General features: G+C 63.1%; 23 protein-coding genes. 6 read left to right on the top strand and 17 right to left on the bottom strand.

From position 1 onward, the window contains the following. Positions 1-169: 169 nt before the first annotated feature. From C1725_RS01620 to C1725_RS01595, 6 genes are all read right to left on the bottom strand, one after another. On the bottom strand, positions 170-1,153 hold the full coding sequence (locus C1725_RS01620; protein WP_102409948.1) for an NYN domain-containing protein: 984 nt from the start codon (positions 1,151-1,153) through the stop codon (positions 170-172). Position 1,154: 1 nt separating this feature from the next. Then, the gene (locus tag C1725_RS01615; protein WP_146009099.1) at positions 1,155-2,258 is read right to left on the bottom strand and encodes a CapA family protein; all 1,104 of its coding nucleotides are present in this window, start codon (positions 2,256-2,258) and stop codon (positions 1,155-1,157) included. A gap of 197 nt (positions 2,259-2,455) precedes the next feature. Continuing rightward, positions 2,456-3,634 carry an aminotransferase class I/II-fold pyridoxal phosphate-dependent enzyme gene (locus C1725_RS01610; RefSeq protein WP_102409946.1) on the bottom strand — a complete coding sequence of 393 codons (1,179 nt, stop codon included), beginning with the start codon at positions 3,632-3,634 and terminating at the stop codon, positions 2,456-2,458. Continuing rightward, on the bottom strand, positions 3,634-4,128 hold the full coding sequence (locus C1725_RS01605; RefSeq protein ID WP_428829568.1) for an Lrp/AsnC family transcriptional regulator: 495 nt from the start codon (positions 4,126-4,128) through the stop codon (positions 3,634-3,636). The genes C1725_RS01610 and C1725_RS01605 overlap by 1 nt, the downstream gene beginning before the upstream one ends. Positions 4,129-4,165: 37 nt before the next feature. Then, a complete protein-coding gene (locus C1725_RS01600) occupies positions 4,166-5,836 on the bottom strand; it encodes a formate--tetrahydrofolate ligase (protein ID WP_102409945.1) in 1,671 nt (556 codons plus the stop codon). Between the two features lie 92 nt (positions 5,837-5,928). Further along, complete coding sequence (locus C1725_RS01595; protein ID WP_102409944.1) at positions 5,929-6,843, bottom strand: isoaspartyl peptidase/L-asparaginase; 915 nt, start codon at positions 6,841-6,843, stop codon at positions 5,929-5,931. Positions 6,844-7,050: 207 nt separating this feature from the next. Between C1725_RS01595 and C1725_RS01590 the strand changes: the two genes are divergently transcribed. The 3 genes from C1725_RS01590 (at position 7,051) to C1725_RS01580 (ending at position 10,236) form a co-directional block, all read left to right on the top strand. Beyond that, on the top strand, positions 7,051-7,572 hold the full coding sequence (locus C1725_RS01590; protein ID WP_102409943.1) for a 3H domain-containing protein: 522 nt from the start codon (positions 7,051-7,053) through the stop codon (positions 7,570-7,572). Positions 7,573-7,727: 155 nt separating this feature from the next. Next, on the top strand, positions 7,728-9,119 hold the full coding sequence (locus C1725_RS01585; RefSeq protein WP_102409942.1) for a glutamate synthase-related protein: 1,392 nt from the start codon (positions 7,728-7,730) through the stop codon (positions 9,117-9,119). Positions 9,120-9,261: 142 nt separating this feature from the next. Continuing rightward, positions 9,262-10,236 (top strand): YARHG domain-containing protein, encoded by a 975-nt coding sequence (locus C1725_RS01580; protein ID WP_346026233.1) that lies wholly within the window; start codon positions 9,262-9,264, stop codon positions 10,234-10,236. 77 nt (positions 10,237-10,313) lie between these two features. On the opposite strand, the gene C1725_RS01575 is transcribed toward C1725_RS01580, so the two are convergent. Then, complete coding sequence (locus C1725_RS01575) at positions 10,314-11,588, bottom strand: L-serine ammonia-lyase, iron-sulfur-dependent, subunit alpha (protein ID WP_102409940.1); 1,275 nt, start codon at positions 11,586-11,588, stop codon at positions 10,314-10,316. An 80-nt stretch (positions 11,589-11,668) separates the two neighbouring features. Then, complete coding sequence (locus C1725_RS01570; protein WP_487042801.1) at positions 11,669-11,893, bottom strand: sporulation initiation factor Spo0A C-terminal domain-containing protein; 225 nt, start codon at positions 11,891-11,893, stop codon at positions 11,669-11,671. 130 nt (positions 11,894-12,023) lie between these two features. Here C1725_RS01570 and C1725_RS01565 point away from each other — a divergent pair, with 130 nt between their 5' ends. Beyond that, a complete protein-coding gene (locus C1725_RS01565; protein WP_346026232.1) occupies positions 12,024-12,332 on the top strand; it encodes a helix-turn-helix domain-containing protein in 309 nt (102 codons plus the stop codon). A gap of 81 nt (positions 12,333-12,413) precedes the next feature. Here C1725_RS01565 and C1725_RS01560 read toward each other — a convergent pair whose 3' ends face one another. The 4 genes from C1725_RS01560 to C1725_RS01545 form a co-directional block, all read right to left on the bottom strand. Further along, positions 12,414-13,526, bottom strand: a complete 1,113-nt coding sequence (locus tag C1725_RS01560) for a hypothetical protein (protein WP_102409938.1) — start codon at positions 13,524-13,526, stop codon at positions 12,414-12,416. After that, positions 13,523-14,626 carry a hypothetical protein gene (locus C1725_RS01555; protein ID WP_102409937.1) on the bottom strand — a complete coding sequence of 368 codons (1,104 nt, stop codon included), beginning with the start codon at positions 14,624-14,626 and terminating at the stop codon, positions 13,523-13,525. The genes C1725_RS01560 and C1725_RS01555 overlap by 4 nt, the downstream gene beginning before the upstream one ends. Next, complete coding sequence (locus tag C1725_RS01550; RefSeq protein ID WP_346026231.1) at positions 14,623-15,114, bottom strand: RNA polymerase sigma factor; 492 nt, start codon at positions 15,112-15,114, stop codon at positions 14,623-14,625. The genes C1725_RS01555 and C1725_RS01550 overlap by 4 nt, the downstream gene beginning before the upstream one ends. Before the next feature lie 199 nt (positions 15,115-15,313). Beyond that, the gene (locus C1725_RS01545) at positions 15,314-17,227 is read right to left on the bottom strand and encodes an FAD-dependent oxidoreductase (protein WP_102409935.1); all 1,914 of its coding nucleotides are present in this window, start codon (positions 17,225-17,227) and stop codon (positions 15,314-15,316) included. Between the two features lie 239 nt (positions 17,228-17,466). On the opposite strand from C1725_RS01545, the gene C1725_RS01540 reads away from it, so the two are divergent. Then, positions 17,467-18,276, top strand: coding sequence for a MerR family transcriptional regulator (locus C1725_RS01540; protein WP_102409934.1), 810 nt, complete (start codon positions 17,467-17,469; stop codon positions 18,274-18,276). 39 nt (positions 18,277-18,315) lie between these two features. Here the strand turns inward: C1725_RS01540 and C1725_RS01535 are convergent, their stop codons facing one another. The 5 genes from C1725_RS01535 to C1725_RS01515 form a co-directional block, all read right to left on the bottom strand. After that, positions 18,316-20,079 (bottom strand): peptide ABC transporter substrate-binding protein, encoded by a 1,764-nt coding sequence (locus C1725_RS01535; protein WP_346026230.1) that lies wholly within the window; start codon positions 20,077-20,079, stop codon positions 18,316-18,318. Positions 20,080-20,144: 65 nt separating this feature from the next. Then, positions 20,145-21,113, bottom strand: a complete 969-nt coding sequence (locus tag C1725_RS01530; RefSeq protein WP_102409932.1) for an oligopeptide/dipeptide ABC transporter ATP-binding protein — start codon at positions 21,111-21,113, stop codon at positions 20,145-20,147. Further along, a complete protein-coding gene (locus C1725_RS01525; protein WP_102409931.1) occupies positions 21,110-22,156 on the bottom strand; it encodes an oligopeptide/dipeptide ABC transporter ATP-binding protein in 1,047 nt (348 codons plus the stop codon). Before C1725_RS01525 ends, C1725_RS01530 begins: the two co-directional genes overlap by 4 nt. A gap of 15 nt (positions 22,157-22,171) precedes the next feature. After that, entirely contained in the window at positions 22,172-23,218 is a 1,047-nt protein-coding gene (locus C1725_RS01520) for an ABC transporter permease subunit (protein WP_102409930.1), read from the bottom strand. Between the two features lie 13 nt (positions 23,219-23,231). After that, positions 23,232-24,158 (bottom strand): ABC transporter permease subunit, encoded by a 927-nt coding sequence (locus C1725_RS01515; protein ID WP_102409929.1) that lies wholly within the window; start codon positions 24,156-24,158, stop codon positions 23,232-23,234. Between the two features lie 628 nt (positions 24,159-24,786). Here C1725_RS01515 and C1725_RS01510 point away from each other — a divergent pair. Then, positions 24,787-25,698, top strand: coding sequence for an ABC transporter permease subunit (locus C1725_RS01510; protein WP_102409928.1), 912 nt, complete (start codon positions 24,787-24,789; stop codon positions 25,696-25,698). Positions 25,699-25,706: the final 8 nt, after the last annotated feature.

The raw sequence follows: 25,706 nt of genomic DNA, 5'->3' as shown, positions 1-25,706 counted from the left end.
GGCAGTATTGTCAAAGTTTTAACGATCTTCGGCATAAACGATAGCTTTTCCGGCATTTGATTAACATTATGGCGCCCTGCGGGCCCGCCCATTCCCCGGCGGCCGCCGCGGCGCGCGGGGCGCCCAAAGAAAAAAAGCGGGGCGGCGCTCTGCGCGCCTCCCCAATGCTTCATAAAATTTTCACAAGCATGGTCTTCTGCTCGTCCAGCTCCACCTTGAGCACGCCGCTCTTATCCAGCGCGCGCAGCAGGTCGGAAAAGCGCTTGAACCCGACGGAGCGCTCGGTGAAGTCGGGGTAGTCGTTTTGCACCGCCGCCTTGAGGATCGAGGGGTTGATGCGCTCGAACCCGTTGTCCTTGAACGTCTTCAGGTGCCTCCTGAAAATCTCGGCGTAGTTGTCCCGCGTGAGCTGCGGCGGGGTCTGCTTTGCGGGTTCCTCCTCGTGGCCGAGCTGGATGATGAGGTTGAAGTGATCGGCCACCACCGTGAAGGCGTCGAAGCGCTGGGCGAGGCCGGTGAGCAGCTTGCCGAACGTGGAAAAGCCGAAGGACTTTTCGTTGAAGTCCGGGCGCAGGCGCAGCAGGATGTTCTTGAGTTCGGAGGCGAGAATCTCGTTTTCGTCCGCCTGCTCTTCCAGTATGGTGCAGATCAGCTCGTTGAGCTGCTCGAGCGTCAGCGGCTCGTCCTTCTGGCTGCGGCCGGAGGACTTGCCCTGGCTCACGGATTCCAGAAACTGAAACTCGTTGCAGGCGTTGATAAAGACGCTCGACGCGGCCTCCGAACGCGAGATGCCCAGCACGAACTTGCCCATGGACTTGAGCTTGCCCACCAGCGGCACGTAGTCGCTGTCGCCCGAGACGATGCAGAAGGAATCGATCAGGCTGTTGGTGAAGGCCACGTCCAGCGCGTCCAGCACGAGCTGGATGTCCAGGTTGTTTTTCTGGTTGCGCCCATAGCGGATGGAGGGCACGACGTTGAACGTGTTGGAGAGCAGCACCTCTTTGAGGTCGGAGTACTTGTCCGTATACCCGTAGACCTTGCCGATCAGGATATCCCCGCGAATCTTGACCTTTTCGATGACGTCGTTGAGCGTGCCGATCTTCGCGCCGCAGTTTTCCAGATCGACGAAGAGTGCGTAATGCGCCGTTGCCATCTTACTCTTCCTCCATTTTATACGAGCGCTTCAGGATCTTCTTCTCGATGCGCCCGGCTTCTTCGCCCTCCGCGAGGACGGGCCTGTAATCCGTACCTTTTTCCTTCTCGGTCAGGCGGATGGGGATGATCTCCAGCTCCGGGGGTTCGCTGCCGTCCTCGGTGACGGTGAAGTGCAGGCGGGCGACGTAGGCGTCGCGGTCGTCCGGATCGACGTTGCCGCCGAAGACCAGATTGCCCAGCGAGTAGAGGATGTAGCGGCCCTTGTACTTTTCGATGCCCTGCACCACGTGCGGGTGGTGGCCGACGACCACGTCCGCCCCGGCGTTGATGGCCGCCCGCCCGATGGAGCGCTGCTCCGCGGTGAAGTCGTAGGAATACTCGCTGCCCCAGTGGAACGAGGCGATGACGATCTGGCAGCCCATCTCGCGCAGCGTCTTCACGTCCTTGGAGATGTCCTTCTTGCCGTTGCTGTAGGGAAAGCAGTAGCCGGTCATGCCGACCTTGACGCCGTCCTTCTCAAATATGCCCAGCACGCCCCCGCCGGATACGACCAGCCCCGCGTCCTGCAGGTTTTGCAGCGTATCTGCCTTGCCGTCGTCGCCGTAATCGACGATGTGGTTGTTGGCGACGTTCACGGCCTCTACGCTGCCGGAGGTGAGGATTTCCGTGTACGCCGCCGGGGCCTTGAAGTTGAACTTCTTTTCCTTCTTGCTCTCACTCTGGGTGAGCGTGCCCTCGAAGTTGACGAGCGTCATGTCGTCCTGGCTGAACAGGTCCGCCAGACCGGAGAAGGGCCATGCGTACCCCTCGGATTCCACGACCTTTTCAAAGCAGTCGTCGCGCTTGCGCAGGGCGTCGGTGGAGCCCAAGGTCGTATCGCCGCCGACGGTCACGGTGAACGCGCGCGGGAAGAACGCCTCGTCCCCGGCGTCCGCCTCCGCGCCGGGCCCGGCGTCGTCCGGCGAATCCTCCTCGCCCAGCGGCGCCGCGTCCTCCTCGACCGATTCGTATTGCAGGCCGAAGAAGGAGGAATCCCCCTCGCCCAGCGCGAGGGAGGGCAGCAGCAAAAGGCAAACGAGCAGCAATGAGAATATTTGTTTCACGGCATTGGCTCCTTATCCTGCGTGGAAAATTTGTCATACACCTTCCGGAATACCCTTCCACGATAACACAAAGACGGAAAAATTACAATACTTTAACGGAATCGCCAGCGGCGGAAAGAATTGGTCCGGGCGGCGCGCGAAGCCTAAAAAAAGCGGGCCGGAAAAGCCTTGCGGAGGCTTTGCCGGCCCGCCGGGTTTTACAGGGAACCCACGTAGCGTTCGATTCTTCGGAGCGCCTCGGATAGCTTGTCCAGCCCCGTGGCGTAGGAGCAGCGGATGTGCCCCTCGCCGCTCTGGCCGAACGCCGTGCCCGGCACGCAGGCGACCTTTTCCGCCTTGAGCAGCCCCTGGCAGAACGCCTCGCTGCCAAGGCCCGTGCGCTCGATAGAGGGGAACACGTAAAACGCGCCCAGCGGCTCAAAGCAGGGAAGCCCCATCTTTCTGAACGCGTCCACCATCAGCCGGCGGCGGCGGTCGTAGCTGCGCACCATGTTCCTGACGTCCTCGAAGTCGTTTTGAAGGCCCCGCGAGAGCGCTTCCTCCGCCGCGATCTGCCCCTGGGTGGAGGCGCACATGATCGTGTACTGATGAATCTTGCACATGATCGACAGCAGCTCCTTCGGCCCGCAGGCGTAGCCCACGCGCCAGCCGGTCATGGCGAAGGCCTTTGAAAAGCCGTTGAGCAGCACCGTGCGCTCCCACATGCCCGGGATGGAGGGAAAGCTCACGTGCTCGAGGCCGCCGTAGGTGAGCTCGGAGTAGATCTCGTCCGCGATGACGACGATGTCCGTATCCCGCAGCACGTCCGCGATCGCTTCCAAGTCCTCCCGGCGCATGATGGAGCCGGTCGGGTTGTTGGGGTAGGGCAGTATGAGCGCCTTGGTGCGCGGGGTGATGGCCGCGCGCAGGGCCTGCGCAGAGAGGCGGAATTCCTCTTCAAAGCGGGTCACGATGGGCCGCGGCTCCGCGCCCGCAAAGGTGACGCCCGGCGCGTAGGAGACGTAGGAGGGCTCAGGGATGAGCACCTCGTCCCCGGGGGAGCACAGCGCGCGCAGGCACAGGTCGATTCCCTCGCTCGCGCCGATGGTGACGAGGATTTCCTCCGCCGGATCGTATTCCACGTGGCAGCGGCGCCGGATGTACTCCGCGATCAGGCTGCGGAGCTGGATGCGCCCCCAGTTGGAGGTGTACTGCGTGAGGCCGTCCTCGATCGACGTAATCGCCGCGTCCCGGATGTGCCAGGGCGTGATGAAGTCCGGCTCGCCCACGCCCAGGGAGATGGCCTCCGGCATCTCCGCGACGATGTCGAAGAACCTGCGGATGCCGCTGGGCGGCACGGCCCGCACGCGCTGGTTGACGATGCGCTCAAGATCCATCACGGGCTCACCGCCAGACGCCGGTCGGCGTTATCCCCTTCAAAGATGACGCCGCCGTATTTGTAGGTCTTGAGCATGAAGTGGGTCGCCGTGCCGGTGACGGTCTCCAGCGTGGAGAGCTTGCTGGAGACGAAAGACGCGAGCTGCTTGAGCGTCGGCGCCTCCACCATCACCATCAGGTCGTAGGCGCCGCTCATGAGGTAGAGGCTGGTGACCTCCTCGAACTGGTAGATGCGCGCGGCGATGGCGTCGAAGCCCCGGTCGCGCTGGGGCTGCACGCGCACCTCGATCACCGCCTGCACCATTTCCTTGTCGGTGCGCTCCCAGTTGATCATGGCCGGATATTTGACGAGCACGCGGTCGTCCTCCAGGCGCTTTACGGCGCTACGAACCTCCTGCGCGTCGTAGCCGGTCATCACGGCGATCTGCTCCGTGCTGACGCGCGCGTCGTCAGAGAGGATTTCGAGGATGTGCATTTCAAGCGTATTGTACAATGGGTTTCACCCTTTCCGTGCTAATCGTAAGAGGCTATCAGAACAGCCCCGTGATGTTCCCCTCTGCGTCCACGTCGATGTTCTCCGCCGCGGGCACGCGCGGCAAGCCCGGCATGGTCATGATGTCGCCCGCGAGCGCCACCACGAAGCCCGCGCCCGCGCTCAGCTTCACCTGCCTGATGGTCAGCGTGAAGCCCTCCGGCGCGCCCAGCTTCTTGGGGTCGTCCGAGAAGGAGTACTGCGTCTTGGCGATGCAGACCGGCAGCTTTCCGTAGCCGCCGTCCTCAAAGGATTTCAGCTGCTTCATTGCCGCGGGCGCGATCGACACGTCCTTCGCGCCGTAAATCTTCGTCGCGACCGCCTCGATCTTCCCGGCGAGCGGCAGGTCGTCCGGGTACGTCAGGCTGAACCTGGACGGATCGGCCTTCTCGCAGCTCGCGATCACCTGCTCGGCCAGCGCGAGGCCGCCTTCGCCGCCCCTGCCCCAGACCTCGCACAGCGCCACATTGGCGCCGAGGCTTCCCGCCGCCTCGCGCACGAGGGCGATTTCCGCGTCCGTATCGCTCGTGAAGCGGTTGAGCGCCACCACGGGCTCCACGCCCCAGACGTGGCGGATGTTCTGCAAATGCCGCGTGAGGTTGGAGAGGCCCTTCTTCAGCGCGGGCAGGTTTTCCTGCGAGAGCTCGGCCTTCGCCACGCCGCCGTGGCTCTTGAGCGCGCGGATCGTCGCGACCAGGACGATGCAGGCGGGCGCGAGCCCTGCCTTGCGGCACTTGATGTCGATGAACTTTTCCGCGCCCAGGTCCGCGCCGAAGCCCGCCTCCGTGACGACGTAATCCGCGAGGCGCAGCGCCGTCTGCGTCGCCACGATGCTGTTGCAGCCGTGGGCGATGTTCGCGAAGGGGCCGCCGTGCACCAGCGCGGGCGTGCCCTCCAGCGTCTGCACCAGGTTCGGGCGCATCGCGTCGCGCAGCAGCGCGGCCATCGCGCCCTGCGCCCTCAGCTGGCCCGCGGTCACCGGCTCGTCCGCGAACGTGCGGCCCACGACGATGCGCGAAAGCCTGTCCTTCAGATCCGAAATGTCCGCGGAAAGGCAGAGCACCGCCATGATCTCCGAAGCGGTGGTGATGTCAAAGCCGTCTTCGCGCGGCATGCCGTTCATCCTGCCGCCCAGTCCGTCCACGATCTGGCGGAGCTGGCGGTCGTTCATGTCCATGCAGCGCTTCCAGGTGATGCGGCGCGGGTCGATGCCCAGCGCGTTGCCCTGCGAGATGTGGTTGTCCACCATCGCCGCCAGCAGGTTGTTCGCCGCCGTGATCGCGTGCAGGTCGCCCGTGAAGTGCAGGTTGATGTCCTCCATCGGCACCACCTGCGCGTAGCCGCCGCCCGCGGCGCCGCCCTTGATGCCGAAGACCGGCCCCAGCGACGGCTCGCGCAGCGCCAGCATCGTGTGCTTCCCGGCCTTGCGCAGCGCGTCCGCCAGGCCGATGGAAACCGTGGTCTTGCCCTCGCCCGCGGGCGTGGGGTTGATCGCTGTCACCAGGACCAGCTTCCCGTCCATAGGCCTGTCCTTCAGCGCCTTGTAGTCCACCTTCGCCTTGTAGCGCCCGTAGAGCTCGAGCAGCTCCCCGTCGATCCCCGCCGCGTCCGCGATGGACGTGATGGGCTGCATCCTGCATGCGCGCGCAATCTCAATATCGCTCAGCATCGTATCCCTCCTACAGTTCTCGTCCCTTGGGAAGGAGCGGAAAACCCGCTCCGGTCTATCCGATATCCGCGCGCAGGCGCGGTAACCGTTCGTCAAGGCTCGCCGTCCACCTCTTCCTCCGTCACAGCCCGAATGCCCGGCGAATCCGCGCCCGCCGCGTACAGCGCGGCGCCTTCCGCGTCCCCGGCGGCAAAGGGGAAGACCGGCAGCGTGGTGGCCGCGCCGAACGCGCCCCCGGGCGAAAGGGCGATCAGGCTGATGCTGCCCGCGTCCTCGCCCAGCTCCTGCTTTCGGCGCGACAGCGCGTGCAGCGCCTCCCGGCACGCCTCCATCGGGTCCGCGCCGCGGCGCATGAGCGAAACCACCTCGTAAGAAAGGCAGCCGCGCATGATGTCCTCGCCCAGCCCCGTCGCCGCCGCCGCGCCGAAGCGCGCGTCGCAGTAAAAGCCGGAGCCGACGATGGGCGAATCCCCCACCCGGCCGGGCGCCTTCATGAAGAGCCCGGAGGTGGAGGTGCCCGCCGCCATGTGTCCGCGCCCGTCGAGCGCGAGCACGCATACGGTGTCGTGTCCGCGGTAAGCGTCGAGCTTTGCGTTCTCCTGCTGCACGGCCTCCCGCCAACGGGAAAGGGCCGATTGCGTGCGCATGTCGCGCATCTCCAGCCCATTCTCCAGGGCGAACTGCTCCGCGCCGCGCCCGCAAAGCAGGCAGTTCGTCTCGCGCCCGCAGAGCAGGCGCGCCGCGCGGATGGGATTTTTGACGCCCTCCACGCTCATCACGCCGCCGAAGCGCAGCGCGCCGCCGTCCATGTAGGCCGCGTCCAGAAACACGTGGCCGTCGCAGGCGGGAAGCCCGCCATAGCCTACGGAGGTGTAGGCCGGGTCGTCCTCCACGCGCCGGATCGCGCGCTCCACCGCGTCTCCGGCCGCGCCGCCGCCCGCAAGCTCCGCGTGCGCCTCCCGCAGGCCCGCAAAACACATCTTCCACGTCCCGATGATCGCATGCATAGGCCATCCCTCCGCTCGTCCTGACCGCCCGCGCCCGGCGGCCGCCTGTCTGTTTCTTCATTATAGTCGATTCGTCCCACCCCGGCAAGGCTTGCCCGACAATTCGTGCCGGAATCGCCCGGCGGCCGCGTCCGTCCAGCGGAATGCGTGGCATTTGACCGGCAAACATGCTATAATGAAGACAACATCGCCTCGGAGGTGACCGCAATGGACGCTACCCAGCGCCGGGCCGAAATCCTTTCCCGCTTTGAACACGCGCGCCAGCCCGTGAAGGGGGGCGTGCTCGCCAAGGAGCTGTCGGTCAGCCGCCAGGTGATCGTGCAGGACGTTGCGCTGCTGCGCGCCAAGGGGCACCCCATCCTCGCCACGCCGGATGGCTACGTCCTCCCCGCCGCCGCGCCCTCCCCCTGCGCGCGCGTCGCCGCCTGCATCCACACCGGGTTTGAGCGCATGCGCGAGGAGCTTTACGCCGTCGTGGACGCGGGCGCTGTGGTGGAGGATATCGTCGTCTCCCACCCGGTCTACGGAGAGTTTCGCGCCATGCTGATGCTGGCGAGCCGCCGTCAGGTGGACGACTTCGTGGAAAACCCCGGCTGGCAGGAGGCCTCCCCCCTCTCCGTGCTGACCGACGGGCTGCACCTGCACACCCTCACCGCGCCGGACGAGCGCACGCTCGACGTGGCCTTTTCAGAGCTCGAGCGCCGGGGTTTCCTCGCGCCCGACGAATAGCCCCCTCTCGCCCCGGCGTGCTGCTGCGCCGGGGCGCTTTCATTTTGGCCGCCCGGAAATAATTCCGTTCTGCCGCATTGACTTTCCCCGGCAACCGGTCTATAATGGAAACAAAATGAGAATAATTCTCACTTTACCACAAAGGGGGAACGGCCATGGCTCGCTACAAGTGTCCGGTCTGCGGCTACATCCACGACGAAGAAAAGGAAGGGAAGCCCTTTTCCTCGCTCACCGTCTGCCCGATCTGCGGCGAACGGGCGGAGCGCTTCGCGTCCCTGCATGAGGACAACGCCCCGACGAGCGCCCCGGCGAGCGGCAATCGGGCGCTCGACTACCCGAAGGAGACGGCGCGCGCAGACGCCGCCTGCCGCTACATGTCGGAAATCCACCAGATGGCGGTGACGGGCAAGCCCATCATCGAGGCCATGGGTACGCGCATGCCGATGCCCGGATGGGACGACATCCTGCTCCTCGGCGCGCAGCTCAACCCGCAGCCGCTGGACGAGCACGCGCACGTCACCACCACCACGGTCATCGGCAAGCACGCCAAGCGCCCGATGGTGCTTGAGAACCCGGTGTACATCTCGCACATGTCCTTCGGCGCGCTCTCCAGGGAGACGAAGATCGCGCTGGCGAGAGGCAGCGCGATGGCGGGCAGCGCGACATGCTCCGGCGAGGGCGGCATACTGCCCGAGGAAATGGCCGCGGCGGACAAGTACATCTTTGAATACGTGCCCAACCGCTACAGCGCCACCCCGGAAAACCTGCGAAACGCCGACGCCATTGAAATCAAGATCGGCCAAGGCACAAAGCCGGGCATGGGCGGCCACCTGCCCGGCGGCAAGGTGACGGAGGAGATCGCCCGCATCCGCCAAAAACCGCTGGGCCAGGACGTCATCAGCCCCTCAAAATTCCCGGAGGTGAATACGCGCGAAGACCTGCGGGCGCTGGTGGACTTCCTGCGCGCGGCGTCGGACGGCCGCCCCATCGGCATCAAGATTGCCGCCGGACGCATCGAGCGTGACCTGGAGTTCTGCGTCTTCGCCCGGCCGGACTTCATCACCCTCGACGGGCGCGGCGGGGCGACGGGCGCGAGCCCCAAGCTCGTGCGTGACGCGACCAGCGTGCCGTCTGTCTACGCCCTTTCCCGCGCGCGCAGGTATCTCGACCGCGTAGGCTGCGACGCGCAGCTCATCATCACCGGGGGACTACGCGTCTCCCCGGACTTCGCCAAGGCGATCGCCATGGGCGCGGACGCCGTCGCCATCGCCTCCGCCGCGCTGATGGCCGCCGCCTGCCAACAATACCGCATCTGCGGCACGGGCATGTGCCCCGTCGGCGTCGCCACGCAGGACCCGGCACTGCGCGCCCGGCTTCAGGGCGACGCGGCGGCGCAGCGCGTCGCGAACTTCCTGAACTGTTCGCTGCAGGAGCTGCGCACCTTCGCGCGCATTACGGGCCACGACGACCTGCATGACCTGTCCGTGGACGACCTGTGCACCACGAGCCGGGAAATTTCCGAATTCACCGACATTCCACATGCCTGACAGGTGCGGCGGCTTGACTTCGGCGTGTATCTTATTAAGCTTTGTTCTTATAGTCAACGTTTCCTCTTGCAATCTGCACAAATCATGGTACAGTATACTAAAGGCTAAGGATGCAGATGCACAAAAGAGGAGGAAGTCAAAAATGCGCAAAAAAATGTTTCGCCCGTTTCTCTGTGCGGTCTTATCGGCTCTCACCTGCGCGGCGCCCGTACTTGCCGACGATGCGCTCAACAATTTTTACATTGTCGACGACAGCGACAGCCGCTACCTGACAAGGGATGAACTTTGGGAATGGCAATACGATGCCCTGGGTTACATCTACAACGAAATATTTGCCCGTCACGGCCGGCCTTTCCGTCCGGGCGAACGCTACGACCTCTATTTCCGCGCGCAAGCGTGGTACGAGCCTGACCCCAACTATCATTTCGGATTGCTGAACGCCGTCGAGCAGGCCAATGAAGCGCTCGTCCATCAGGTTTTGCAGGAGATGCGCGACCAGAAAACCGCCAACCCCAACGGCAAGCCCCTGCCCCGCAGCGGAGCAGACGTGCCGGAGAATGACCAGCTCGACTTCCGCTCTTACGAGCTGACGCCCGGCCAAAGGCTGGACGTTTACACCGGCCCCGGCAGCAATTTCTTTCGCGCTGCCAACGGCAAAGCGTCTGCGAGCACAAACGAAAGCATTAAATTTGCGGGCGAAGAAAACGGATGGGCAGCAATCGAATACGAGGTAGGCGCCAACAACCGGCGAATCGGTTATGTAAACCTGAATCAAGTGAAGGACAAAATGCATCTGAGAGAATTGGAATTGCTGTATGACAGCGGCCTTATCATCACAGAGTGCATCCTGACAGACGAGCCGGACGGAAGCCATACGGCCATAGCCACCCTGAAACCGCTGACCGAGATCGTCCTGTTGGGACGCTACCTCGACAGGCGGAATGGGGATTGGGCGTACATCGACGTACAGACGGAGGCAGGGCTGGTGCGCGGCTTTGTGGACAACAGCTGTGTGACGGGCTCACCGGGAGAGTACCTGAAAGATCTGGACGACGGCGGAAATGATTCCGCTTACGATTGGGTATCCGAAGACGCTTACATGGAAACGCGGAAATAACGTCCCCGGCAAGGGACAAGGGATACGGGGCAGGCCCATCGAGCCTGCCCCGTATCCCTTGTCCTTTGCCGGGCGTTTTACAGCTCCCGGCACGTCGCCGTTCCCTGCATGATGTCCACGATGACGCGGTTCGTCTCGCACATGCCCTCCTGCACGAGCTGCCCCAGGTGCTCAAAGAGCGTACGCAGGTCGCTGGCGAGGATGCCGTCGCTCTTGCCGATGCTCATGCCCTGCATCGCGAGGAAGGCCGCCTGCACCGCGAGGCCGGAGGAAAGCTCCACCTTGTTCGCGCAGCCCTCCTTTGCGCCGTCGCAGATCATGCCCGAGATGGAGCCAAGGATGTTCTGCATGGCCCCCAGCATCTGCTGCTCGCCGCCGCCCAGCATGTAGACGACGCCGACCGACGCGCCCAGCCCGGAGGCCACGCCGCAGGCGCAAACCGCCGACAGCGTGCCGGTGAAGGACTTGACGTAGATGTTGACGAGGTTGGCGAGCGCGGCCGCACGCAGCTTCTTCTCCGGATCGACGCCGCGCTCGCGCGCCACCGCCTCCAGCGTCAGCAGCAGCGTAATGCCCTGATTGCCGCTGCCGGTAGCCGTCATCACGGGCATGGACACGCCCGACATGCGCGCGTAGGAGGCCGAGGCGCACAGAAGCTGCGCGGCGGATACCGGCGAGCGCCCGATGACCCCCTGGTCGATCAGCGTGCCGAGCGCGAGGCCAAGGCCGAATTTCCTGCCCTCCTGCGCCACCGCGAGGTTCATGTCGATGCCGTCCTGCAGGAAGGCGAGCCGTTCCGCGGGCACAGCGTCCGCGAAGGCGATCATCTCCCCCAGCGTGCAATCGCGGATGGGATGCTCCGCGCTCGCCCCACAGGGCGGCACGTAAGGCTCAAACGGCGCATGATCCACGCGCACGATGTTCGTGTGTGCCGAGAGCGTGAGCACGCGCACGCATTCCTCCTCCGTCTCCAGCACCGATTCGACGAACAGGTCGGGCACGTCGCCGCGCGTCTTGACGGTCACCCGCCCGTCGAACACCATCTGCTTGGCGTCCTTCAGCGCCTGCGGCGTCACGCGGTCGAGCACGCGAAGCTGCGCGTCCGCGTCGCCCGCGGTCACGCCCATCGCCGCGCAGAGGGCCACGCCCCGCTCGTCGGAGCCCGGAATGCCCACGCCCATGGCGTTCTTGTACAGATACGCGTCCAGCGTCAGCGTCAAATGCTTTAACGCGCCCCGCGCATGCTTTCTGGCCGTCGCTGTATTCAGGGCGATGGCCACGGGCTCCGTGCAGCCGGTCGAGGGCATGAGCGCCTTGTGAATCTCGCCAAGGAAAAATGCTTCGTCCCGCATGGCAGTCATCCTCCGTGTTTCAGATACCGTATTATACCATGCAGGGCACGGAATGTAAAAGCGTTCCCGGCCGCGCCGCGTCACTCGTCTTTCCGTATTTCCGCGGCGATAAAGGAAATCATCTCTTCGTTCGTGGGGATGACGCCGCGTCTGGGGATGCGCGCCTGAACCGCCCGTGTCTCCGGCGCCTGCGGGGAGGCGTACATCTCCTCGATGCAGGCCCGAATTTCCCGTTCGACCTCCTCCGGCGCGACGCCGTATTTTTTTGCCACCTCTTCATAGACCTTGCGCATGTAAATGTTCATATTATCATTCCCTTGTATAAGTATATTTCGCATTATAAGTGATTTGTTCCCTTATTTCAACACTTTTATGGTGATTCATTCTTATTTATTTTCTCCTTGCATCGGTTAAGATACGAGCGAGGGATAAAGAATGATTGACAGCAAGTTTATTCAAGAGAGAATCATGCGTTTGGTCGCGCAAAAAAACGTATCAGATAGTAAGGCGAGTAAAGCCCTTGGACACAATCCCGGCTATATCAAAGACATTACATCCGGCCGCGCTTTGCCGTCCATGGGAGAGTTTCTCTATCTATGCGAATACCTCGGCGTCACCCCGCAGGAGTTCTTTAACGAGGAGCGCCAGACCACCGCGCTTCAGCAGGAAGCGATCGATTCCATCTACGCGCTGTCCGAAGAAGACCTGGCGCTTTTCCTCCAGCTTCTTCGCCGCCTCCACTGACGTGAAAGACCGGCTTACCCGAAAAACAAATTGGGGCCTGTGCGCTTCTGCGGCGCACAGGCCCCTTCCTCTTGCCTCCGTTCAGTTGTCCGTAATGCATTCACCGCTCCGCGCGTCCACGGCGACGGCGTAGCTGAGCGTAAAGGTCGGGCCCGTCCAATCCTCCGGCCACATCTGCGGATTGTCGTAAAGGACGGGGAAGGCCCAGGCGGGCGTCATCGTGTACTGCGTCGTGCTCCCCTTGTCCGCCACAGGCACGTAGCACAGCCAGGCCTCGCACACGCGCACGTTTTCCATTTCTTTCGCCGCGACGCTTTCGCTCAAAGCGCGCAGTCCCGTCTCCAGCGCCTGCTCCACGGGGATCGGCGCAAAGGGAGCGCCCTGTGCCTTTTCCGCTCCGGGCACAAAATTCGCCTGCAGGTATTCCAACCCCTCGCGCCCGACGATGACGCCCACACAGCTCTGCGGCGTATTCTCCCGTCCCGGGATAAAGCCCTGCGTCGGGAAGATGCGCAGGCCGTGATAGTATTGAGGCAGGAGCAACTTGTAGTGCTCGTCCTTCGCCGTCCAGTCCAGGATGATCGTCTGCTCCGGCGGCAGCCCCAGCGCCTGACGCTCCCGCGTCGCCCGCTCTATGTCCGCGAGCGTCACCGCCAGGCCTTCCATGGGCGCGGCGCCCAGCGTGATGCCGAGCGCTTGCGCGGCGGGCTCCACCTTCAAAAGCGCATCTTCAAGCGGCAGACCGTCCAGCTCGCCGACGCACAGCTCCTCCTGGAAGACGGTGGAGTTGAAGTTCACGTCCCAGAGCGTCCCCTCCCGCAGGCGTACGCCGTTCTCCCCTACAAACGTATTATCCCAGGGCGACAGGCTCAGCCGTGCGCCCGTCGGGCTCGTCAACGTCACGTCCTCCGCCGTCCAGCCGGTGCTCTTCGCGCACGCGGCGACGTCCGGCAGCAGCGCCGTCAGCTCCGGCATGCGCTCCGGGTTCTTGCCCCAGTTGCGCTTTTGCGTGCGGTAGACCTGCGCGGACGTAACCTGCGTCCCGTATACGCGCGCATCCACCCGCGCCGTCCAGCAGGACGTCTCCACGTCCAGCCGCACGCGCTGCGGCGTCTCTTCTTCCCACAGCATCTGCGCCGAGGCCGCGCCCACCGTCAGCAGCGCCGCCAGCAGCAGGCAAATCAGCTTTTTCACCGCGCATCCTCCCCTTCCCTCCAAAGCGTATTGTTCCCAAGGTCGAAAACCGCCGTGCCCTCAATCCCCTGCACGCCGAGCCGCAGCGCTTCCGGCAGCGTATCCGGGCAGGCAAACCGCAGCGTCAGGTCAAAGGCTTCCCTTCCGTCCTCCAGCGTGCGCTGTACACGATTTTGCAGCACAGGCTCTATCTGCCCGCCGTCCGTCGTGATAAGATACGGGCTGATACCCGCCTGCCCCAGCCGCGCCCCGGGCACGTAGGTAAGCGTCAAATCGACCCCGAACGGCGTATAGGCGACATCCGCGCTCACGATCTCAAACGCGCCCATGTCCATCGCCTGCACGATCTTGCAGGTCTTTGCCTGCACGCGCTGCACCTCGAAGGCGATCGTCGTGCTTTCCATCGCCCCGATATCCGTCTCGGGATAGACAAAGCACTCCATTTCCACCGGCACGGCCTGGGCGTCCGTCTCCTGCGAAAGCAGCTCATAGTTATAGTAGACCAGCGCGCCGTCCTCGTGCAGGGACTCGATCGCCCCCGTGGGCGCGGTCTGCGCGCCGACACGGGAAAATCCGCAGAGCGCGATCAGGGCCTCTCCCTCCTCGCCGGGGCCGTATTCGTTCCACTCGGAGACGTCGTAGTCCTCGGTGAGCACGCTGGTCCCCGCCCGCTTCGGGCGAACCTCCACGACGGTTTGCAGCGCGCGCCCGTCGAACACCGCCTCGCACACCGTGAATTCCGCGAGCGACAGCGCGTCGCCGGTTCCGGCGAGCGGGCGCTCCACGTATTCCGCGCCCTCCGTTCCCGCCCCGCGCCGTTCCCAGAAGGCGACGAGCCCCGACCGCTCCGCCGCGATCGCCGCGCCGCCGAGCAGCAGCGCCGCCGCCAGAATCGCCAGCGCGGTCCTGCGGGACAGCCGGCCGGGCGCGCGGGCTGTGACCGGCTGCGCGGGCGCGCGGGCTGTGACCGGCTGCGCGGGCGCCCCCTCGTGCCGGGGCAGCGATTGCAGCGTCGCCCGCAGCTTTTCCTCGTAAGCGCCCGTCGTATCGATCCGCTCCGCCTGCGCCAACGCGCGCAGGCGCTTATCCGTTTGCCTCATTCGATCCATTCCCCCTTTTCCGCCAGAGCAGCCCGCAGCCGTGTCCGCGCTCTATGCATGCGCGCGGCGACCGTGCCCCGGGGCACCCCAAGGATCTGCGCAATTTCGTCCACGTGAAACCCCTCGTAATAGTACAGGACGATCGGTTCACGCAGCCCGTCCGGCAGCTCCCGCACGCACGCCCAGAGGGCAAAGCGGTCGTCACCGGCGGGCTGTGACCGTTCCGTGACTTCTTCTTGAAGGACGACGCGCTTTGCGCCCCGCAAATGCTGATAGCAGCAGTTCGCCACGATGGTCATCATCCACCTTCGGAACAGCGACGCGTCGCGCAGGGTGGACAGCCGTTCCCAGGCGCGCAGCGTGGCCTCGCTCACGGCGTCCTCCGCGTCCGCGCGGCTGTGCAGGATGCTCATCGCGAAGCGCAGCAGGCTTTCGCGCATCCCCCACACGGCCTCCGCGAACGAAGCCTCTTCCATTCTCGTCCCCATCGTCGTCTCCTCCATCTTTTGTCCGGCGGTCAGGATCGTACGCTCGCCGCCCGCTCACCTATTGGATGCACAAGAGGGGGATTTGTTTGCATCCCTTCACAAAATGCGGGCGGTGCCCGGCCGAAAAGGCGGCCCTTTTTTCATATCGTCGCACACAAAAGCGCCCCGTTCAAGCGAACGGGGCGCGGAAAGAAAAATTTTACTTCGCGAACGCCTGGGCGATGGCGGTGCCGATCGCCTGGCAGTCGATGGTCGCGCCGGACACGATGTCCACATCCGCGCTCTGGGACGCGAGGATGGCGCCGACGTACTGCTCGAGCTGCTCGTCGGTGATGAACATCTCGTCGCGGCCCTCGCCGATGGCGATCGCGGTCAGCTTGCCGTCCTGCACGGTCATCTTGACCTCGATCTTGTCATGCAGGCCGTCCACGACCTGCACGTATTCGCCGTCGGCAGCCTCGGCCCAGGCCGGGCCTGCGGCCGTCTCCTTGACGACCGCCTTCACCTCGGAGGCGCCGCCGAACGCGGTCTGTGCGGCCGCGCGGCCGGACAGCATCGCCTCAGAGAGGAACACGCCGTTCTGGTACAGGTTGGACACGTAGCTGCCCAGCTCGCCCGCCTCGTAAAGGCCGGGGATGGGGTTCTCGTTCCAGTCGAGAACGCGGCCCGCGGTGTCGCGCTTCGCGCCGCCCGTGGTGGCAACCAGCGTCGGGGTGATGGCAACCGCGTAGAAGGGGCCCTTCTCGATCTTCGCCATCTTCTCCGGGTCGCGGCCAAAGTCCTCGTCCACGCCCTTTTCACACAGTTCGTTGTAGCGGTCGATGGTCGCCTGAAGCGCCTCGGGGTCGCGGCCGATCTTCTCGGCCAGCTCGGCCACGGTGTCCGCCTTGACGATCCAGCCCTTTTCGATCTCGGCCAGGTTGTCGCTGGACCACATGTAGCCCTCGGTGGTGGTCGGCCAGCTCAGCCACTGGCTCGCGATGGAGCCCGCCTCTCGGGTCGCCTCGTCGAAGATCAGGTGCACCGGCAGCGCGCGCTCGTGGGGCAGGTCGACGTAGCGGCCGTACTCCATGTACTTCATGTGCTGGCGGTGGTAGCCATATGCCTCGTCGTAGAAGCGGCTGTTGTCCGAATCGATCTCGATCCAGGAGTTGCCCGCCATGGAGAAGTTGCGCATGAAGGTCGCCTCGTGCTCCGGCACCTTGATGCCCAGCCAGAAGCCGCCGGACTGCGTCTGGTTCTTCATGTGCCAGATCTTCGCGCCGGCCTCCATCAGCATCTTGATGCCGTCGCCCGTGTTGCCCGGCGTGCCCGCGGTATACACCTCGTCCATGCCGTGGAAGTCGCGCTGCATCTCCAGGTTGTTCTCATAGCCGCCGCAGGCGAGCAGAACGCCCTTCGCGCTCTTGATGGTGTATTCCTTGCCCTCGGCATCCGTCGCCACGACGCCGCTGACCTCGCGGGTCACCGGGTCCTGCACGAGCGCGATGGCCGGGTTCTCGTAGCGCACCTCGATGTTGCGGGCCTTCGCGGCCTCGGCAAAGCAGCGCCACACGCCGCCGTTTTCAAACGCGCCGGAGTTCTTCTTGCGCAGGTGCGCGCTGGCGCCGTCGAAGTTCGAGCCCGGGAAGGAGTCGAACTCCAGCACCATGCTGCCCCACTTGAGCTCGCCGCCGCCGACATAGCCCGCCTCGTAGCCCGCGCTCTCCGCGACGCCCTCAATCCAGGGGAGCTGCGTGGCGAACCCATTCACCAGCCAGTTCAGGTATTCGTCGGGAATCGCGTTGGGTTCGTTGCAGGCCTGCAAATACAGCTTGAAGTCCGCGACCGCCGCTTCGGACGGCACGATGAACGTCTGGCCGGATGCGATGGAGTTGCCGCCGGCAAGCGACTCCGGCATCTTCTCCAGCACCACGACCTTGGCGTTCGGGTCGATGTCGTGTGCTTCCACGGCCGCCGCAGCGCCCGCAAGGCCGAAGCCCACGATGACGAAGTCGGCTTCCTCGTCCCAGGTCTCAACCGTCACGGCCGGGCGTACCCAGTCCGCACCGGCGGGCATTGCCATCGCCAGCGCGAGCGCCAGCACGAGCATCAGGGTGAACAGTTTCTTCATGATGTTCTCTCCTCCTCAAGCAATGGGGTCTATATGCCATGCGCAAGCGCGCACAGTTACGCATCCGCGCGGGCTCGTCACCCGCTTCACAAAGCGTCCGCAGCCTCTTCATTTTTTTGCACACAAAAAGCTTGATTTCCAGGCGGTTTTCCTGTACATTGACAGTATAAGCTGTCAAGTCGCTTGACAGTCAAGCCGCGTTCCCCATTCCTTGCGAAAAATATATCAGGAGGGTGTGTATGAAAATCTCCATCGGCACGCTTTCCAAGGCCTTCGCGTTGAGCGACGAGGCGCTTCGCTTTTACGAGAAGAAGGGGCTCCTCCACCCGCAGCGGGAAGGGGAGCGGGGCTACCGGGTGTTTGAGCGAACGGACATCCAGCGAATCGCCAACATCAAGCGCCTGAAGAACCAGGGCTTTTCCCTCGACGAAATCCACAGCGTCTATTCCTGCATCGACGAGACGTCGCTGCAGGAGCTCTTCGCGGGGAAAGTCGAAGAAGCGCGGCGCGAAATCGCCTATCGCGAGCACGTCCTTTCGCACATGCAATATACGCTGCGGACGCTGCGGGACGCGCCGGAGCTTTTGAGCGAGCCGCGCCTTGAAAGCATAGGCTCGGTATTCGTCCTGGAGTACCCGTCGATCGAGGCGATGTGGGCCCGGCTGCCGAAGGAGCCGCTGCTCAAGGAGCTCATCCGGCAGCTGCCGCTCACGTCGTTTACCACCCTGGTAAAAAAAGAAGCGCTCGCAGGCGGCCCCTGCGAGATCAAAAAGGGCATTCTTCTCTTCGAGCAGGATGCAAAGGTGCTGGGAATCGACCGCCGCCGCTTCCGCTGCATCGACGCGGGCCGGGCGGTGAGCTGCCTGTTTCGCCTGGAAAACGGCGCTTTCGACGTGCAGGCGCTGCTCGCCCTGATTCAGGGCTACCTTGACGCAAACGGTCTTCACGCGGGCGACGACCTGTTCACCGCACAGCTTCTGAGCTACGTGGACGGGGAAGAACGGGCGATCCATTACGCGCGCATGATCGTGCCCCTCACGCAAGCTTAAAGCCGCCGCGCAGATGCGCGGCGGCCCTTTTGATGTAGCTTATTCGATGGTCACGTAGTTCCAGATGACGTCGCCCGTGGGCAGAACCGCGAGGTTCTTGATGTTGGGCTTGGCCATGTAGGGGTTCTTGTAGAAGTGCATCGGCGCGACCGCGCCGGTGGACATCAGGATCTTCTCCGCCTCAGCGCACTTGGCGGCGCGGGCGGCCGGGTCGGTCTCCGCCTTGATCTCGTTGACCAGCGCGTCGTAGCACTCCGCCCAGGTCTGGTTGCCGTCCGGGCCCCAGTAGGCGCCCAGGCCCGCGTCCTTCGTGTTCTCCGTATAGCGGGTATAGTCGCCCACGTCCTGGCCCAGGCGCGGGTAGTTGTTGCCGGAGTTGCTGATGAAGATCTCGAGGAAGTTCACGCAGTCGTTGAAGTCCGCCACCCAGCCCATACGGGAGGCTTCCGCGTCGCCGTCGCCCAGCTTGATCTGCAGGGTCGCCCAGGCTTCGGTGTTGATCGTCGCGGTGATGCCGACGCTGTTCCAGGTCTCCTGGATGTACTGCACGATCGCGGAGTTGGTAGCGTTCTGGTTGAAGGAGAATTCAAAGCCGGGCACGTCGGTGAACTTCACGTCGCCGCCCTCGATGGTGCCGGTATAGGAGTAACCCAGATCCATCAGAATCTTGATGGCTTCCACCATGTCGGCGGTGTAGGCGGGGTTCTCGGCGGAGGGCGTCGCGGTGCCGGTATACCAGGCGCCGTAGCCCTCGGCCTCGCGGACGTTTTCATTGAGGCCGTCCATCAGGCTGCTGGGGAAGAAGCCGGTCGCAGCCTCCTCGCCGCCCATGGTCACGTAGTCGACCTCGTCCTGCCGGTTGACCATCAGGCCCAGCGCGTAGCGCGCGCGGGACTGCTCCTGCACGGTCAGCGTCTTGCCTTCCGGGGAGAGGTCCTTGTGGACGTTGAACAGCACATAGTAGGTGCCCAGCTGATCGGCCTTTACCAGTTCGCCGGGATACGTGGCCTCCAGGCGGTCGAATTCGGCCGGGTCCATGCTCTCGATGAAGGAAACGGCGTCCGATTCGTAGGCCGCCAGGATGGCGACGCTGTCCTCCGCCAGGTAGGCGTTCACGCCGCCCAGCTTGACGTTTTCAGCGTTCCAGTAATACTCGTTCTTCTCAAACTTCGCAACGTCGTCCACCGCGAAGCTGGTCATGCGGAAAGGACCGGTGCCGATGTACTTGGCGGGATCGGTCGCCCAGGCGCCCTCGTTGTCCGCCAGCTCCACTTTGACCGGGTAATAGGTGGTGAAGCCGCACAGCTCGAGGAAGTAGGCGCAGGGATTGACCAGCGTGACGACCAGCGTGCGCGCCTCGTCGTCCGCAACCGCGTTCAGCGTGCCGTCCTCGTTCCTGGCGATGTAGTCAAACAGGAAGCCGTAGTCGGCGCCCAGCGCCGGATCGGCGGCGCGGTTCCAGCTCTTCACGAAATCGCTGGCAAAGAAGTCGGAGCCGTCCGACCACTTCAGGCCTTCGCGCAGCTTAAAGGTGTACACCAGACCGTCGTCGGAGATCTCGTAGCTTTCCGCCATCTCCGGCGCTTTGCTCGCGACGCCGTCGACGACCTGCGTGCCCATCAGGCCGCAAAAGGCGAGGCGGATCGTGTTGGAACCGGTCGAAGCGGAGTTCAGCGCGGGATCCAGTGTCTCGGGCGTGCCGCCGCCGTACATGACGTTGACGACTTCCCCGTCGGCGGACGCGATCGCGCCGCAGGCGAGAACCATCACCAGCGACAGGACCAGAGCGAGTAGCTTCTTCATAGACTGTTCCTCCTTCAGAATTGTGGTTTTATTGCAACGCCGGCGAATCACAGGCGAAACAACCGTTAGACGTTGTGGCAGGCGACGCGGTGCCCCGGCGCGACCTCTCGCAGGGCCGGGCATTCCTCGCTGCAGCGCTCGGTGGCAAAGCGGCAGCGCGTGCGGAACGCGCAGCCGGACGGCAGCTTCATGGGGCTGGGCACGTCGCCCTCCAGGACGATGCGCTGGGACGCGCGCGCCTTTTCGGGGTCGGGCACCGGCACAGCCGAGAGCAGCGAGACGGTATAGGGATGGGCCGCGTGGTGGTACAGCTCCGCGGAGTCGGCCATTTCCACGATCTTGCCCAGGTACATCACGGCGATGCGGTTGGATATGTGCTTGACGACGGACAGGTCGTGCGCGATGAACAGGTAGCTGAGGCCCATCTGCGATTGCAAATCCTCCAGCATGTTGATGACCTGCGCCTGAATCGACACGTCCAGGGCGCTGACCGGCTCGTCGCAGACGATGAACTCCGGGTTGGAGGCCAGCGCGCGGGCGATGCCGATGCGCTGGCGCTGACCGCCGGAAAACTCGTGCGCGTAGCGCGAGGCCTGCTCCCCGGAGATGCCGACCGTATTGAGCAGTTCGAAAACGCGCTCCGCGCGATCCTTCCGCGTCTTGCACAGCTTGTGCACGTCGATGGGCTCGGCCACGATGTCGCCCACCGTCATGCGCGGGTTCAGGGAAGAATACGGGTCCTGAAAGACCATCTGCGCCCGGCGGTGAAACTCCGCCACGGTGGTCCTGTCCACCTTCTTTCCGTCGAACCAGACCTCGCCGCCCGTGGGCTTGTACAGCTGCAGCAGCGTTCGGCCGACGGTGGTCTTTCCACAGCCGGATTCTCCCACCAGCCCCAGCGTCTCGCCCCGGGCGATGGAAAAGCTGACGTCGTCCACGGCCTTCAGCATCGTGGTCTTCATAAAGCCCGTGGTGATCGGAAAATGCTGCTTCAGATGCCGCACGTCCACGAGCGTCCTGTTTTCTTCGCTCATTTTCCGTCCCCTCCGTCCAAATTGATGCGCAGGATGTCGCCCGCGCCGTCGTACTCGATAGCGTTTCTCGCCATGCCCTCGCGGACGTTCATCCAGCAGGCGGACAGGTGATCGCGCCCCACGAAGACCTCCCTGGCGCGCCCCTCCAGGCAGACCTTCATCGCGCGCTCGCAGCGCGGCGCAAACGGACAGCCGCTCGGCAGCCGCAGAAGGTCGATCGGCGTGCCGGAGATCGGCACCAGGCGTTCCTTGCCGTCGCTGTCGATGTTGGGGATGGAGCGGAGCAGGCCCTTCGTGTATTCGTGCCGGGGGCGGTAAAAGATGTTGTCCGAGGTGCCCCGCTCGCAGACGCTGCCCGCGTACATGATGATGACCTCGTCGCACATGCCCGCGATGACGCCCAAGTCGTGGGTAATCATGATGATCGCCATGCCCAGCTTCTTTTGGAGGCTCTGCATCAGCTCCAGAATCTGCGCCTGAATGGTCACGTCCAGCGCGGTCGTCGGCTCATCGGCGATCAGGATGTCGGGCTCGCAGCAGAGCGCCATGGCGATCATCACGCGCTGGCGCATGCCGCCCGACAGCTCGTAGGGATACTGCTTCAGGCGCTTTTCCGGCTCGTTGATGCCCACCAGCGCCAGCATCTCCCCGGCGCGCTCGCGCGCCTGGGCGGCGTTTCTGCCGGTATGCAGGCGGATCGTCTCTTCTAATTGATTGCCGATGGTGTACACGGGGTTGAGCGAAGTCATCGGATCCTGAAAGATGATGGAAATCTTATTGCCGCGGATCTTGCGCAGGGTGTTTTCGTCCGCGCCGACCAGCTCCTGCCCCTTGAAGCGGATGCTGCCGCTCACGATGCGGCCCGGATGCGTAAGAATTTGCAAAATGGAGTAGGCGGTCACGCTCTTTCCGGAGCCGGACTCGCCCACGATGCCCAGCACCTTGCCGGCGTCCAGGTTAAAGGACACGCCGTTGACGGCCTTCACCTCGCCGGCGGGCGTAAAGAACGAGGTATGCAGGTCGCGCACTTCTAGCATTGCCATGGATTGCGCCCTCCTTTACGAACGAAGCTTGGGGTCGAAGGCGTCGCGCAGGCCGTTTCCCAGCAGGTTAAACGAAAGCACGATCAGGAAGATGGACATCGCCGGGAACAGCAGCAGGTACGGGTAGGAAACCAGTCCGCTGCGCGCGTCCGAGGCCAGGGAGCCCAGCGAGGGCATCGGCATGGAGACGCCCATGCCCACGAAGGAGAGGAACGATTCCGTAAAGATAGCGGAGGGGATCTGCATGGCCGCCGTAATGATGATGACCGACACGCAGTTGGGCAGCATGTGCTTGCGGATGATGTGCGCGGCGCCCGCGCCGGTGGCCTTGGCGGCGAGCACGTATTCCTGCTCCTTGATGGAGAGCACCTGGCCGCGCACCTGGCGCGCCATGCCCACCCAATAGAGCAGGCCGAAGACGATGAAGATCGAGATCATCCCGGGGCCCAGCCGGATGATGAGGCTGTTTTTCGAGGTGCTGATTACGTCCTTAATGGCGACCGACAGCAGGATGACGATCAGAACGTCCGGCAGGGAGTAGATGATATCCACGATGCGCATCATGATCATGTCTACCCGCCCGCCGAAGTAGCCCGAAATGGACCCATAGACGATGCCGATCAGGATGACGATCAACGCGGAAATGAAGCCGACCATCAGGGAGATACGCGTGCCGTAGATGACGCGGATGCAGTAGTCGCGCCCCAGATTATCCGTTCCCATGACGTGCGGGAAGACCTTTTCTCCCTGGTCGATGCGCGCCTGCTCCTTCTTGGAGTATTCAAAGGGGCCCAGGTGCTTGGCGGTAACGTCCTGCTGCGTATAGGTATAAGGATAGAAGTAGGGCACGATGACCGCTATCAGCGTGATGGCGACGAGCAGCCACAGGCAGACCATCGCCATCTTGTTTCGCCTGAGCCTGCGCATGGCGTCCCGCAGGAACGAGACGGACTCCCGCTGCGTGACCTGCTGCGCCTTTTCCGCGTCCGTCGCCGCCTCGAACTTCTTGGGATCGACCTGAAAAGATAGGAAGTTCTTCTTGATTTCGTGTTTATTTTCCATCGTCGTCACCTCGTCAGGATAGATTGATTCGGGGATCCATCACCTTATAGAGCACGTCGGCGATGAAATTCATCAGGATGATCATGACGGCCAGGAAGATGGTCACGCCCATGATCATCATGTAGTCCGTGCGCAGCATGCTGTTGACGAACAGGCGCCCCAGGCCCGGCACGGAGAAGATGTTCTCCACGACCATGGAGCCCGTCAGGATATACGCCATCATCGGGCCCGCATAAGTAATGACCGGCCCCAGCGCGTTTTTGAGCGCATGCTTGAAGATGACCTTTTTGTTCTTCAGCCCCTTCGCGCGCGCGGTGCGGATGTAGTCCTGCCCCAGCACGTCCAGCATGGCGGAGCGTTCGAGGCGCGTGATATAGGCCATCGGGTACAGCGCGAGCGAAATCGCCGGCAGCACCATGCCGCCCGGCTGCGTCGCCATGGTCGGCGCCCACTTGAGGTTCAGCGCGAAGATGATGAGCAGCAGCGTCGCGATGACGAAGGACGGCATGCTCACCAGCGCTGTCGTGACGACCTGTATGACCTTGTCCGGCCATCGCCCTCGTTTGAGCGCGGCGATCGCGCCCAGTATGACGCCCATCACGATGGCCATGGCCGCGGCGCCCAGCCCGAGCAGCGCGGAATAACGCACTCCGCCCATGATGAGATCGCTGACCGTGCTGCCGATCCACTTGGTGGAAAGGCCGAAGTCGCCGTGCAGGACGTTTTTCAGATAATTGACAAACTGCACGGGAACTGGCTTGTCAAAGCCGTACTTGGCCTCCAGCGCCGCAATCGTCTCGTCGGATTTCGCCTTTTCAGAGCTGAACGGGCTGGCCGGAATGGCATGCATGACGAAAAAGGTGATTGCGATCACGAGAAAGACCGTGAAGACCGCCATGCAGAAGCGTTTTACGATGTACAGCAAAAATTTTGAATTCATGAATTCCCTTCCTCCCGCCCAGCTTTCGCCGCGCCGCCGCCAACGCTCAAATGGTAAGCTTTTATTGCCGACATTGACGATCAAAAGATGCCGCTAGGCAAAAATGCAGCAATCGAATAATGTTTATTTATTTTACCACGAGTATATGCAAAAATCAATGCATCGAAAGCTAAACTTTGCACGGATTCATGGAGAAACTGCAATTTTTGCGATAAACAATAAACATGTTGGGCTACATATCAAAAAGACGCATTGCTGTCGCAAAGCAATGCTTTTTTGTGCTAAAAATTTCTATATTCTTGAATTTTTGCCTGTGTGGGAGCGCAATGGCCGATAGCTTCCTCCTTATAGGTCATCTGGCGCGCACGTCATGCGCCCATGAAGCCAGATAAGAAAATTCCGCGCTAAAAGCTGCGAAGCGCCCAAGGCGCACGCTCCAAACGCATTTCATCGAAAACAAAATTGCCAATAAAAGCTTACCTTTTGTGACTACGACCAAAAGGCATAAAAAAAGAAGAGATACCTCTTGGGGTATTTCTTCTCCGTGCTTTTTACTCCGCCATAAAAAGCAAGCCATCGAGGACTGCCTACGGCCTCGCAGCAAAGGAAACAGGAGGGAAGCGGCGTCATGTTCAGATACACGGTCAAACGCGTACTGCTCGCCCTGGTCACCATCTTCATCATTGCCGCCATCACGTTCTTCGCGATGAACGCGATCCCCGGCGGCCCCTTCTCTTCGGAGAAGGCCCCGGATCCAGCCGTACAGGCGGTGCTGGAAAAGCGATTTAACCTCGACAAACCCGTCTGGCAGCAGTTTTTTCTCTATCTGGAGGGGCTCGTGCACGGCGATTTCGGCGTCTCGCTCAAGACCGGACGCGAAATCTCGCAGACGATCACCGAGTCGTTTGCGATTTCGGCCAAGCTCGGCGGCATGGCGATGCTGCTCGCGGTCGTCGGCGGCCTGGTACTGGGCTCCATCGCCGCGCTGATGCGAAACCGCTGGCCGGATCGGCTCATCATCTTCACGACTACGCTTTGCGTCGCGGTTCCCTCCTTCGTGTTGGCGACGCTGCTCCTGCTCGTCTTCTGCCTACAGCTCGGCTGGGTGCAGGTATGGTCCACGACCTCGCAAAACTACCTGCTGCCCGTGATCTCGCTGGCGCTGTACCCGATGTCCTACATCACGCGCCTCACGAAGTCCAGCATGCTGGACGTGCTGGGGCAGGATTACATCCGCACCGCGCGGGCCAAGGGCGTGCGCGAATGGGCGGTCATCTTCAAGCACGCGCTGCGCAACGCGCTGATCCCCGTCATCACCTATGTCGGGCCCATGACGGCCTACATTCTCACGGGCAGCCTGGTCGTGGAGACGGTCTTCACCATCGGCGGCCTGGGCACCAAGTTTGTGACGGGCATCACCAACCGCGATTATCCCATGATCATGGGGACGACCATCTTCCTGGCGACCCTGATGGTCATCATGACGCTGATCAGCGACCTGGTGTATAAGCTCGTTGATCCCAAGATCACGTTCGATTAATGGGGGGA

The organism is Beduinella massiliensis, from assembly GCF_900199405.1.
Classification (GTDB): Bacteria; Bacillota; Clostridia; order Christensenellales; family Aristaeellaceae; genus Beduinella; species Beduinella massiliensis.
The sequence above is the reverse complement of the archived record's forward strand: the minus strand, read 5'-3'. Positions and strand labels throughout refer to the sequence as shown.